The following is an 11,458-nucleotide window of genomic DNA, read 5'->3' on the forward strand; positions in this document are numbered from 1 at the left end:
ACCGGACGGAGAGAGCCTCCGCGCCCGTACGACCTGGAGAGAGCCGAAGACATGCGCGTCGAGATCTGGAGCGACATCGCCTGCCCGTGGTGCTACGTGGGCAAGGCCCGCTTCGAGAAGGCGCTGGCCGCCTTCCCGCACCGCGACGAGGTCGAGGTGGTGCACCGCTCCTTCGAGCTCGACCCGGGCCGCGCCAAGGGCGATGTGCAGCCGGTGATCACCATGCTCACCCGGAAGTACGGCATGAGCGAGGCGCAGGCCCAGGCCGGCGAGGACAACCTGGGCGCCCAGGCCGCCGCCGAGGGCCTGGACTACCGCACCCGGGACCGCGACCACGGCAACACCTTCGACATGCACCGACTGCTGCACTTCGCCAAGGAACAGGGCCGGCAGGACGAGCTGATCCAGATCCTGTACCGGGCCAACTTCGCCGAGGAGCGGTCCGTGTTCACCGAGGGCGACGCGCGCCTTGTGGAGCTGGCCGTCGAGGCCGGACTGGAGGCGGAGGCCGTCCGTACGGTGCTCGCCGACCCGGCCGCGTACGCCGACGAGGTCCGCGCCGACGAGCGCGAGGCCGCCCAGCTCGGTGCGAACGGCGTGCCGTTCTTCGTCCTGGACCGCACGTACGGCGTCTCCGGCGCCCAGCCCGCCGAGGTCTTCACCCAGGCGCTGAGCCAGGCCTGGGGCGAGCGGTCCCCGCTGAAGCTGGTCGACCAGGGGGACCAAGGAGACGGGGCGGCCTGTGGCCCGGACGGGTGCGCGGTGCCCCAGCACTGAGAAACCGCAGGTCGGCGCGGACGTATAAGCGTTTCTAAGCGGATCCAAGCAAAAATCCGCAATGGACTACTACTTCCTCGGGCCGCAGAGTGGACCCATGGAGACCACGGAGACGTTCGAGAGCCTCGTCCGCGCCGAGTTCACCCCGAAGAGCATCTTTCTCAACACCGCCAGCAACGGCCTGCTGCCGGGCCGCACCGTCACCGCCCTGCATGAGGCGGCCCTGCTGCGGGCCGAGGGCAGGCCGCTGACCTCGCTGTACGAGGACGTGGAGGCCTGCCGGGCCGCGTACGCCCGGCTCGCCGGCGTCCCGGCCACCCGGGTCGCGTTGGGCGCCTCGGTCGCCGCGCACACCGGCGTGATCGCCGCCTCGCTGCCGGCCGGCGCCGAAGTCCTCACCGCCGAGGACGACTTCACCTCCGTGCTGAACCCCTTTCACGTCCGCGGCGATCTCAAGGTCCGCACGGTGCCGCTGGAGCGGATCGCCGAGTCCGTCCGCCCGGGTACCGCACTGGTCGCCCTCAGCGCCGCACAGTCCGCCGACGGGCGGCTCGCCGACCTGGCGGCCGTGCGCACGGCCGCCCGCGAGCACGGCGCGCGCACCTACGTCGACTTCTCGCAGTCCGCGGGCTGGCTGCCGATGGACGCGGACGCCGACGACTTCAGCGCGGCGGTCGCCTTCAAATGGCTGCTCGGCCCGCACGGCGCGGCCTTCCTCGTGGTCCCGGAGGACTTCGGCGGTCTGACCCCGGTGCTCTCGGGCTGGGTCGCGGCCGAGCAGCCGTGGGACAGCTGTTACGGCCCGGTCGCCGAACTCGCCCACTCCGCACGGCGCTTCGACCTGACCCATGCCCTGTTCACCTTCGCCGGACTGCGCCGCTCGCTCGACCTGATCGAGGAACTCGGCGTGGCCGCCGTCCACGCCCACGACCTGGCCCTCGCCGACCGGTTCCGCGCCGGGCTCGCGACCCTCGGGCACGAGCCCGTGCCCGCACCCGGCTCCGCGATCGTCTCGGTCCCCGGGCTCGGCGGCCGCCAGCCCGACCTGAGCCGCGCCGGCATCGAGGTCTCCGACCGCGCGGGCAACCTGCGTGCGGCCTTCCACCTGTACAACACGACCGCGGACGTGGACCGCCTGCTGGACGCCCTGTCCGGCTGACAGACACGACCGGGCCGGAGCCTCCCGTCCCACACGAGGAGGCCCCGGCCCGGTGCTCAGGGGGTTACTTCACCGGGGTGAAGTCGCGCGCGCCGATGAACTCGGGACGGCGCACCGGCGCCGCGAACGGCTCCACCGCCTCGTTCTCCACGCTGTTGAAGACGATGAAGACGTTGCTGCGCGGGAACGGCGTGATGTTGTCGCCGGAGCCGTGCATGCAGTTGCAGTCGAACCAGGTCGCCGAACCCGCCCGGCCCGTGAAGAGCCGGATGCCGTGCTCGCTCGCCAGCTTGGTCAGCGCCTCGTCGGACGGGGTGCCCGCGTCCTGCATCTGCAACGACTTCTTGTAGTTGTCCTTGGGCGTGGCCCCGGCGCAGCCCAGGAACGTCCGGTGCGAGCCCGGCATGATCATCAGGCCGCCGTTGGTGTCGTGGTTCTCGGTCAGCGCGATCGAGACGGACACCGTGCGCATGTTCGGCAGGCCGTCCTCGGCGTGCCAGGTCTCGAAGTCCGAGTGCCAGTAGAAGCCGCTCGCGCCGAAACCCGGCTTGACGTTGATCCGGGACTGGTGGACGTACACGTCGGAGCCGAGGATCTGCCGGGCGCGGCCGACCACCCGCTCGTCCCGCACCAGGTTCGCGAACAGCTCGCTGATCCGGTGCACTTCGAAGACCGAGCGGATCTCCTGCGACTGCGGCTCGATGACCGAGCGCTCGTCGGCGCGGACCGCCGGGTCGGTCAGCAGCCGCTCCAGCTCACTCCGGTAGACCTCGACCTCGTCGGGGGTGATCAGCTGGTCGACGGCGAGGAAGCCGTCGCGCTCGTACCCCTGCAGGTCCGCGGCCGGGATCGGCCCCGGCGTGTCCGGGGAGCCCCAGAGGACCGGGTCCTGGCGGGGGACGGTCACCTCGGCGGCGCCGCGGCTGGGATACAGGTCGGTGACGGTGGTCATGGGTGTCACACCTCCTCGGGCTCGGTGAGCAGCGGATAGACGCCGTTCTCGTCGTGGTCCTCCCGTCCGGTGACGGGCGGGTTGAACACACAGATGCAGCGGAAGTCCTCCTTGACGCGCAGGGTGTGCCGCTCGTGCCCGTCGAGGAGGTACATGGTGCCGGGGGTGATCGTGTACGTCTTCCCGGCCTCGTGGTCGGTGAGTTCGGCCTCGCCCTCGACGCAGACGACGGCCTCGATGTGGTTGGCGTACCACATCGACGTCTCGGTCCCGGCGTACAGGATGGTCTCGTGCAGGGAGAAACCGACCCGCTCCTTGGCGAGGACGATCCGCTTGCTCTCCCAGGTGCCGGACTTGGCCTTCACATGCCGGTCGGTGCCTTCGATGTCCTTGAACGATCGGACGATCACGGTGCTGTGCTTCCTCCTCGGTGGATGGTGCTAGGCGGTTTCGCGGACGGCACGGGCGAGGACGCTCAGGCCCTCGTCCAGCTCGTCGGGGGTGACGGTGAGCGCGGGCAGCAGCTTGACGACCTCGCTCTCCGGTCCGGAGGTCTCGATGAGCAGCCCGAGTTCGAAGGCCCGCCGGGCGATCCGCTCGGCCCGCTCCTTCGCGTGGAACTCCAGGCCCCACACCAGGCCGCGCCCGCGGTACTCCTTCACGTCGGCGAGGTTCTCCTCGGTGATCGAGATCAGCGCCTGCTCGATCTGCTCACCGCGGGCCCGGGTCTGCTTCTCCATCGCGGAGCCGTCGGCCCAGTACGTCTCCAGGGCCGCGGTGGCCGTGACGAACGCGGGGTTGTTGCCGCGGAAGGTGCCGTTGTGCTCGCCCGGCTCCCAGACGTCGAGCTCGGGCTTGAACAGGCACAGCGACATCGGCAACCCGTAGCCGCTGATCGACTTGGAGACCGTGACGATGTCGGGCGTGATGCCCGCCTCCTCGAAGGAGAAGAAGGCGCCCGTACGACCGCAGCCCATCTGGATGTCGTCGACGATGAGCAGCATGTCCTGCCGCTCGCACAGGCCGGCGAGCGCCCGCAGCCACTCCGGGCGCGCCACGTTGATGCCGCCCTCGCCCTGCACGGTCTCCACGATCACGGCGGCGGGCTTGTTGAGGCCGGAACCCTGGTCCTCCAGCAGCCGCTCGAACCACAGGAAGTCCGGGACCTGGCCGTCGAAGTAGTTGTCGAACGGCATCGGTGTGCCGTGCACCAGCGGGATGCCGGCGCCGGCCCGCTTGAAGGCGTTGCCGGTGACGGCGAGGGAGCCGAGCGACATGCCGTGGAAGGCGTTGGTGAAGGAGACGATCGCCTCCCGGCCCTTCACCTTCCGGGCGAGCTTCAGCGCCGACTCCACCGCGTTGGTGCCGGTCGGCCCCGGGAACATGACCTTGTACGGCAGGTCGCGCGGGCGCAGCACCAGGTCCTGGAAGGTCTGCAGGAACGACCGTTTGGCCGTGGTCGACATGTCCAGGCCGTGGGTGACACCGTCCCGGGACAGATAGTCGATCAATGCCCGTTTCAGTACCGGGTTGTTGTGTCCGTAGTTGAGTGAGCCGGCCCCGGCGAAGAAGTCGAGGTACGCATGGCCGTCCTCGTCGTACATACGGCTGCCCTGCGCACGGTCGAACACGGTGGGCCAGCCGCGGCAGTAGCTGCGCACCTCGGACTCGAGGGTCTCGAAGACGCTGAGGTCGGGCTGGGTGATGGTCACGGTGAATCGCTCCTCAGTGCGAGGTGGAGGGGGCCAACGGGCCGATGCGGTACAGGACTTCGGAGTCGTGCGGGCCGTCGGGGAACAGCTCGGCGGGGAACAGGACCTCGCGGGAGAGGTCCGCGCCGTGCCGGGCGGCGAACGAGGTGAACAGGCGCTCGGAAGCGGTGTTCCCGGGGGTGATGGTGGTCTCGACGGCGGTGATGCCGCGTTCGGCGGCGAGCCGGGTGGTCAGCCCGTCCAGCAGTGCGGCGGCGATGCCGAGACCCCGGTGGGCGGTGTCGACGGCGACCTGCCAGACGAGCAGGGTGCCGGGGCGGTCGGGCCGCACGTACCCGGTGACGAAACCGACGGCCCCGCCGTCCGCGCCGCGCGCCACCGCCGAGGTGCCGGCGAAGTCCCGGCACCACAGCAGATAGCTGTACGAGGAGTTCAGGTCGAGGGTTTTCGAGTCCTTGGCGAGACGCCAGAGCGTGGCTCCGTCGGTCACCGCCGGTCGGTCGATGAGAAGGTCTGCTGGTCGGGCAGTCATGCGGCACGAATTTAGCGAGGCAAATTCAGAAATGCACGAGCGGGTTGGCGCGGACTGATGCCAGAGCCTGTGAAATGTCCAGATTCTCCCATATCAAACTGGGACAAAATCCCCCTGATGTGGAGTGTGTCACAGCTCAGAAATCCATACGAAACCTTGTTGTTTAGCCTCGCAAAAAGCGGGCAGAAGAAGACGGGAAGCTATCGCCGAATGAATTCGCAGGAATTGTGAACCTAATTTGAATACTGGGTCCGGGAAAAGGAAACGGCCCGCGCGAAAGGCGCGGGCCGCTGTCGGTCGGGTGATCCTGGTCACCGCCAGGCCGCGTTCGCCGCGCGGCGGGCTCCCTCCAGGTCCACCGTCAGTCCGCGCTCGGCCAGGGCCGTGCCCAGGGCCGCCAGAGAGCTGTGCACGGCGCCCGGCGACGCGTCGGGGCCGTAGTGGTTGACCCGGATCATCTCCTCGGCCAGGGCGCCGCCCCCGGCGGCCAGCGGCAGCGCGGGATCGCTCTCCAGCGCCCGGGCCACCAGCTCCGAGGCCACGAGCCCGGCCGCAACGCGCAGCGTCGTCGCGACCGGCGCCGCTTCCCGCGCTTCGTGGACGTACGGCTCCAGGCCGCCGCCCAGGGCCGCGGCGCCCGCCCGGGTCGCCGCGGCGGCAGAGGCGTGCCTGGCCATCACCGTCTCCGGGCCGGCGGACTCGATCCGCTCCAGGCACGCCTCCAGCGCCAGCATCTCCAGCTGCGCGGGAGCGTGCAGCAGCGCCTTGCGGCCGCCGTCGATCCAGCGTTCCTTCCAGTCGAGGAGGGAGAGGTAGGAGCGGCGCGGGGCATTCGGGTTGGCCGCCATACGGGCCCATGCCCGCTCGCTCACCGAGATCGCCGACACGCCCGCAGGTCCGCCCATCGCCTTCTGGGCCCCGATCACGCACAGGTCCACACCCCACGCGTCCGGCAGCACCGGCTCCGCCCCGACGGAGGCGACCGCGTCCAGGTAGAACAGCGCGCCGTGCTCCCGTACCGCCTCGCCGATCTCCGCGACCGGATTGGTGTTGCCGGTCGCCGCCTCCGCATGGACGAGGGACACGAAGTCGATCTCCGGGTGGGCGGCGAACGCCTGCCGGACCTGGGCGGCCGTCACCGCGGTGTGGAACGGCACCGAGAGGTCGATCACGGTCGCCCCGCAGTCCCGTAGCCAGTCCCCGAAGGTCTGGCCGTAGGGGCCCGTGATCACGTTCAGCGCCGTCGTGCCGGGGCCCGCCGCCGCACGGATCGCACCCTCCAGCGGCAGCAGCGCCTCACCCTGTGTGATCACGACGTCCTGCCGGGTGTCCAGCAGCCGGGCCACCCGGTCCTCGATGGTGGCGAACCGCTCGGCGTTCAGCGGGGGCAGATCGAGGAAAGGGTGGGTCACGGCGCTTCTCTCTCTTCGTTCATGGGGGTCGACTCCGTCGATCTTAAGTCGAACGGCTTCGTAACCATGGGTTTGATTTGAGAGACTCAAACTCTTCCTTATAATCGGAACCCACAGTTCCCCCCTAGGAGATCCCCCCATGAAAACGCTCGGACGCCGGACCCGCCTTCTGGCAGCCACCACCGCGACGGCCGGGCTCGTGCTCGTGGCCGGCTGCTCCGCCGGCGACTCGGGCGGCAAGACCACCGTCAAGGGGGTCCACCTCGTCAAGGCCGGTCAGCTGACCACCTGCACCCACCTGCCCTATCCGCCGTTCCAGTCGGAGATCGACGGCAAGGTGCAGGGCTTCGACGTCTCCCTCATCGACCTCGTGGCCAAGGACCTGGGCGTCAAGCAGCAGATCCTCGACACCCCGTTCGAGAACTTCAAGACGGGTGCCTTCCTCAACTCCGGCCAGTGCGACCTGGCCGCCGCCGGCATGACCATCACCGCCGAGCGCAAGAAGAACGTCGACTTCTCCGACCCGTACTTCGAGGCCACCCAGGCCGTCCTGGTCGACCGGAAGAGCGGCGTCGGCTCGCTCGCCGACGTCAAGGCCAAGGGCAGGAAGCTCGGCGCCCAGGCGCAGACCACCGGCGAGGACTACGCCAAGACCAAGGGCTACGACCCGGTCTCCTTCCACTCCTCCGACGCGGTCCTCAACGGCCTGCGCACCGGCCAGGTCCAGGCCGTCATCATCGACTACCCGGTCGTCCAGGGCTGGCTGAAGGACAAGGCGAACGCCGACGCCTTCAAGGTCGTCGACAACCTCAACACCGGTGAGCAGTACGGCTTCACGGTGAAGAAGGGCAACACGGCGCTGCTCGCCGCCGTCGACAAGGCCCTGAAGAACGCCAAGGCCGACGGCACCTACAAGAAGATCTACGAGCAGTGGATCGGCCCGTACGCCGCTTCTGCGGCACAGGGTGACTCCGCCGCCTCGCCGTCCGCCTCCTGACCCCATGACCGACACGAAGACACAGATCCAGCCGAGGAAGCCAGGTCTCACGCGCCGCCAGAAGCGCCGGCTGTCGCGCGGGGCGCAGTACGCCGTCTTCGTCGCCGCCGTGGCCGCGTTCGCGGCCGCGGCGGACTGGGGACGGCTGAAGAACCAGTTCGCGCAGCTCCACATCGCCGAGCAGATGTTCCCGGACGTCATCACGGTGGCGTTGAAGAACACCGTGCTGTACACCCTGTCCGGCTTCGTCGTCGGCCTGGCCCTCGGCATGCTCATCGCCCTGATGCGGCTGTCCTCCGTCGGGCCCTACCGCTGGGTCGCCGGCATCTACATCGAGATCTTCCGGGGCCTGCCGGCCCTCCTGATCTTCATCTTCGTCGGCGTCGGCGTACCGCTGGCCTTCCCGGACATCCAGTACCCCGGCGGCACCTACGGCAAGGTCGCCGTCGCGCTCGGCCTGGTCTCCGCCGCCTACATGGCGGAGACGATCCGCGCCGGCATCCAGGCGGTGCCCAAAGGGCAGATGGAGGCGGCCCGATCGCTGGGCTTCTCGCCCGCCCGGGCCATGATCTCCATCATCGTCCCGCAGGCCTTCCGCATCATCCTGCCGCCGCTGACCAACGAACTCGTCCTGCTCTTCAAGGACTCCTCGCTGGTGCTGTTCCTCGGCGTCACACTGGAGGAGCGCGAGCTGTCCAAGTACGGCAACGACCTGGCCAGCACGACCGCCAACTCCACCCCGATCCTGGTCGCCGGCCTGTGCTACCTGCTCATCACCGTTCCGCTCGGCTTCGTCGTCCGTCGTATGGAGTCCAAGTCCCAGGAGGCGATCCGTTGAGCCGCCCGGAGATCCGCGTCCAGGGCCTGCACAAGTCCTTCGGCGACAACCATGTCCTGCGCGGCATCGACCTGGAGATCGGCCAGGGTGAGGTCGTCTGTGTCATCGGCCCGTCCGGCTCCGGCAAGTCGACCCTGCTGCGCTGTGTCAACCTGCTGGAGGAGCCCACCGGGGGACAGGTCTTCGTCGGCGACACCGAGATCACCGACCCGGACGTCGACATCGACGCCGTACGTCGCCGGATCGGCATGGTCTTCCAGCAGTTCAACCTCTTCCCGCACCTGAACGTCACCGAGAACCTCACGCTCCCGCAGCGACGGGTCCTCAAGCGGGGCAAGGCCGCGGCGGCGAGGACCGCCGCCGAGAACCTCGCCCGGGTCGGCCTCTCCGAGAAGGCGGACGCCTACCCTTCCTCCCTCTCCGGCGGCCAGCAGCAGCGCGTGGCCATCGCCCGCGCGCTCGCCATGGGCCCCGAGGTGATGCTGTTCGACGAGCCGACCTCCGCGCTCGACCCGGAACTCGTCGGGGACGTCCTCGCCGTGATGCGCAGGCTCGCCGAGGAGGGCATGACCATGATGGTCGTCACCCACGAGATGACCTTCGCCCGCGAGGTCGCCGACCGGGTCGTCTTCATGGACGGCGGCGTGATCGTCGAGGACGGCAGCCCGGACCAGGTCATCGGCAGCCCCCGCCACGACCGCACCCGGCACTTCCTGTCCCGGGTGCTCGACCCGGCGATGGCCGAGGTGGAGGAGGGGACCTCCGTCCAGGCGGAGAAGACCGAGTCCTAGCTCACTGCCGGAACCCGGTCCCGGCTCACTAAGGTGCCGAGTATGAGCGATCACGCGGTGCTGCACGTGAAGGGCCGGGTCCTGGTCGGGCCGGAGGACGTCCGCGACGAGCTGTGGGTGGTCGGGGGACGTGTCTGCCACGACCGCCCCGCCGGCGTCCGGGACGTCCGGACCGTCGAGGGCTGGGCGCTGCCCGGCCTGGTCGACGCGCACTGCCACGTGGGCCTGGGCACGGACGGTCCGGTGGACGCGGACACCGCCGAGAAGCAGGCGCTGACCGACCGGGAGACCGGCACCCTGCTGATCCGGGACGCGGGCTCGCCCTCCGACACCCGCTGGATCGACGACCGCGAGGACCTCCCGAAGATCATCCGGGCGGGCCGGCACATCGCCCGCACCCGCCGCTACATCCGCAACTACGCCCACGAGGTCGAGCCGGACGAACTCGTCGCCTACGTCGCCCAGGAGGCCAGGCGCGGTGACGGCTGGGTCAAGCTGGTCGGCGACTGGATCGACCGCGACCTCGGCGATCTGTCCGCCTGCTGGCCCCGCGAGGCGGTCGAGGCGGCCATCGCCGAGGCCCACCGCCTGGGCGCCCGTGTCACCGCGCACTGCTTCGCCGAGAGTTCGCTGCGCGATCTGGTGGAGGCGGGCATCGACTGCGTCGAGCATGCGACGGGCCTGACGGAGGACCTGATCCCGCTGTTCGCCGAGCGCGGCGTCGCGATCGTCCCGACCCTCGTCAACATCGCCACGTTCCCGCAGCTCGCGGCCGGCGGGGAGCACAGGTACCCGCGCTGGTCGGCCCACATGCGCCGGCTGCACGAGCGCCGCTACGACACCGTGCGCGGGGCCTACGACGCCGGTATCCCGGTGTACGTCGGCACGGACGCGGGCGGCTCACTGGCCCACGGCCTGGTGGCGGCCGAGGTCGCCGAACTGGTCACCGCGGGCATCCCGCCGGTCGAGGCGCTGGCGGCGACGAGCTGGGGCGCCCGGGCCTGGCTGGGCCGCCCCGGCCTGGAGGAGGGCGCACCGGCCGATCTGGTGGTGTACGAGTCCGACCCGCGGGCGGATGTCCGGGTGCTGGCGGCACCGCGCCGGGTGGTGCTGAACGGGCAGGTGGTGGAGTAGTGGTGGCGTAGAGGAACGCGTGTGCCCAGCGATCCGAAAGCCAGTGCGGAATCTCCACGATGGAGTGAAGTAACGCAGGATTGCTGACCGTTCACCCACCGTGCGCAAAGGTTGACGGGTCCCAAGCATGTTCCGTCTGGGGGTCCCCCGCCTTGAACAGCAACAACTTCCCTATGCCCGCACGCCGTCTCGCCGCGGCAGCGACGGTCACCGCCCTGGCCGCAGGTCCCGCGCTCCTGGGCGCGGGCGCCGCGCACGCGACCACCGACCACGGTCGCGCCTCCGCCGTCGTGCTCCGCACCGGGCTCGATGTGTCCCTGCTCAACAAGACCGTGAACGTCCCGCTCGCGGTCACCCTCAATGAGGTGCAGGCGCCACGGAGCGCCGACAGGACAGCGCTGACGGCACGGCTCGACGGCGTGAACGGCGGCAAGCCGTTCACGATGGTCGGTGCCGAGGTCGCGACGGCCAGAGCCACGGTGAACGGGAAACTCGCCGAGGGCTCGGTCCGTCTCGCCCACGCCAGGCTGCACGTCCCGGGCCTGCCCCTGCTCTCCCTCGTGGAGGTCGGCACGGTCACCGCGAAGGCGACCTGCGAGGCCGGTGAGCGGCCCGTCGCCTCCGCGAACGTCCTCGGCGCCGTCACGGTCCTCGGCAAGCGCGTCACCCTGACCGCCGGCGGCCCGACCGAGGTGAAGGTGCCCGGCGTCGGAGAGGTGAGCCTCGACCTCTCCCAGCGCCGGGCCGAGTCCCGCACGGCGGCCGCGACGGCCCTCGAACTCAAGGTCTCCGTCAACCCGTTGAAGCTCAACGTGGCCGAGGTGGAAGGAACGATTACTCTCGCCAAGGCGACCTGCGAGTCACCGATGGTCGCGCCCACCGAGCACCCGGTACCGAGCCACGACCCGGCGTCCGGGGTGAAGCCCCAGGGCGGCCGCGCCGACCTCGCGGAGACGGGGGGCAACTCGGCGACGCCGTACATCGCGGGCGGTGCGCTGGCGTTGCTGCTGGTCGGCGGCGGAGCGGTGACGGTGGCACGACGCAGGCGCGGGTGACGGCCGGCCGGGGGCCGACGGACGCCCGCGCGCCGCTGCTCGCCCAGTGGCAGCGGCGCCGTCGGTAGCCGGTTCGGGTCACCGGTGCGGGCGCAGCCT

Annotated in this window: 12 protein-coding genes; 7 read left to right on the forward strand and 5 right to left on the reverse strand. The window is 70.1% G+C overall.

Going from position 1 to position 11,458, the window contains the following annotated elements; genetic code table 11:
* Positions 1-51 precede the first annotated feature (51 nt).
* Both ACIRU3_RS14705 and ACIRU3_RS14710 read left to right on the forward strand, forming a co-directional pair.
* Positions 52-777, forward strand: a complete 726-nt coding sequence (locus tag ACIRU3_RS14705; protein WP_404056047.1) for a DsbA family oxidoreductase — start codon at positions 52-54, stop codon at positions 775-777.
* 97 nt (positions 778-874) lie between these two features.
* Positions 875-1,936 (forward strand): aminotransferase class V-fold PLP-dependent enzyme, encoded by a 1,062-nt coding sequence (locus ACIRU3_RS14710; RefSeq protein WP_404056048.1) that lies wholly within the window; start codon positions 875-877, stop codon positions 1,934-1,936.
* 64 nt (positions 1,937-2,000) lie between these two features.
* On the opposite strand, the gene thpD is transcribed toward ACIRU3_RS14710, so the two are convergent.
* The 5 genes from thpD to ACIRU3_RS14735 all read right to left on the reverse strand — a co-directional run bounded on the left by thpD (position 2,001) and on the right by ACIRU3_RS14735 (position 6,544).
* Positions 2,001-2,888: an ectoine hydroxylase gene (thpD, locus tag ACIRU3_RS14715; protein WP_404056050.1), complete on the reverse strand. Its 888-nt coding sequence runs from the start codon at positions 2,886-2,888 to the stop codon at positions 2,001-2,003.
* Positions 2,889-2,893: 5 nt separating this feature from the next.
* Positions 2,894-3,298 (reverse strand): ectoine synthase, encoded by a 405-nt coding sequence (locus ACIRU3_RS14720; protein WP_404056052.1) that lies wholly within the window; start codon positions 3,296-3,298, stop codon positions 2,894-2,896.
* Positions 3,299-3,328: 30 nt separating this feature from the next.
* A complete protein-coding gene (ectB, locus tag ACIRU3_RS14725; protein ID WP_404056053.1) occupies positions 3,329-4,600 on the reverse strand; it encodes a diaminobutyrate--2-oxoglutarate transaminase in 1,272 nt (423 codons plus the stop codon).
* A 13-nt stretch (positions 4,601-4,613) separates the two neighbouring features.
* The gene (gene ectA / locus ACIRU3_RS14730) at positions 4,614-5,132 is read right to left on the reverse strand and encodes a diaminobutyrate acetyltransferase (protein ID WP_404056055.1); all 519 of its coding nucleotides are present in this window, start codon (positions 5,130-5,132) and stop codon (positions 4,614-4,616) included.
* A 311-nt stretch (positions 5,133-5,443) separates the two neighbouring features.
* A complete protein-coding gene (locus ACIRU3_RS14735) occupies positions 5,444-6,544 on the reverse strand; it encodes a pyridoxal-phosphate-dependent aminotransferase family protein (protein WP_404056057.1) in 1,101 nt (366 codons plus the stop codon).
* A gap of 139 nt (positions 6,545-6,683) precedes the next feature.
* On the opposite strand from ACIRU3_RS14735, the gene ACIRU3_RS14740 reads away from it, so the two are divergent.
* The 5 genes from ACIRU3_RS14740 (at position 6,684) to ACIRU3_RS14760 (ending at position 11,359) form a co-directional block, all read left to right on the forward strand.
* Positions 6,684-7,541, forward strand: coding sequence for a transporter substrate-binding domain-containing protein (locus ACIRU3_RS14740; protein WP_404056059.1), 858 nt, complete (start codon positions 6,684-6,686; stop codon positions 7,539-7,541).
* A gap of 4 nt (positions 7,542-7,545) precedes the next feature.
* Entirely contained in the window at positions 7,546-8,379 is an 834-nt protein-coding gene (locus ACIRU3_RS14745; protein ID WP_404056061.1) for an amino acid ABC transporter permease, read from the forward strand.
* Positions 8,376-9,170, forward strand: a complete 795-nt coding sequence (locus ACIRU3_RS14750; RefSeq protein ID WP_404056063.1) for an amino acid ABC transporter ATP-binding protein — start codon at positions 8,376-8,378, stop codon at positions 9,168-9,170. The genes ACIRU3_RS14745 and ACIRU3_RS14750 overlap by 4 nt, the downstream gene beginning before the upstream one ends.
* A 42-nt stretch (positions 9,171-9,212) precedes the next feature.
* A complete protein-coding gene (locus ACIRU3_RS14755; RefSeq protein WP_404056065.1) occupies positions 9,213-10,304 on the forward strand; it encodes an amidohydrolase family protein in 1,092 nt (363 codons plus the stop codon).
* A gap of 152 nt (positions 10,305-10,456) precedes the next feature.
* On the forward strand, positions 10,457-11,359 hold the full coding sequence (locus ACIRU3_RS14760) for an SCO1860 family LAETG-anchored protein (protein ID WP_404056067.1): 903 nt from the start codon (positions 10,457-10,459) through the stop codon (positions 11,357-11,359).
* The last annotated feature ends 99 nt before the right edge of the window (positions 11,360-11,458 follow it).

It is taken from the genome of Streptomyces sp. NPDC101151 (assembly GCF_044768335.1).
In the GTDB taxonomy this organism is placed as follows: domain Bacteria; phylum Actinomycetota; class Actinomycetes; order Streptomycetales; family Streptomycetaceae; genus Streptomyces.

Coding starts and splice junctions, on each gene's coding strand:
- ectA (WP_404056055.1), bottom strand. CDS start 5,132: ATGACTGCCCGACCAGCAGACCTTCTCATCGACCGACCGGCGGTGACC.
- ACIRU3_RS14755 (WP_404056065.1), top strand. CDS start 9,213: ATGAGCGATCACGCGGTGCTGCACGTGAAGGGCCGGGTCCTGGTCGGG.
- ACIRU3_RS14710 (WP_404056048.1), top strand. CDS start 875: ATGGAGACCACGGAGACGTTCGAGAGCCTCGTCCGCGCCGAGTTCACC.
- ACIRU3_RS14745 (WP_404056061.1), top strand. CDS start 7,546: ATGACCGACACGAAGACACAGATCCAGCCGAGGAAGCCAGGTCTCACG.
- ACIRU3_RS14740 (WP_404056059.1), top strand. CDS start 6,684: ATGAAAACGCTCGGACGCCGGACCCGCCTTCTGGCAGCCACCACCGCG.
- thpD (WP_404056050.1), bottom strand. CDS start 2,888: ATGACCACCGTCACCGACCTGTATCCCAGCCGCGGCGCCGCCGAGGTG.
- ACIRU3_RS14705 (WP_404056047.1), top strand. CDS start 52: ATGCGCGTCGAGATCTGGAGCGACATCGCCTGCCCGTGGTGCTACGTG.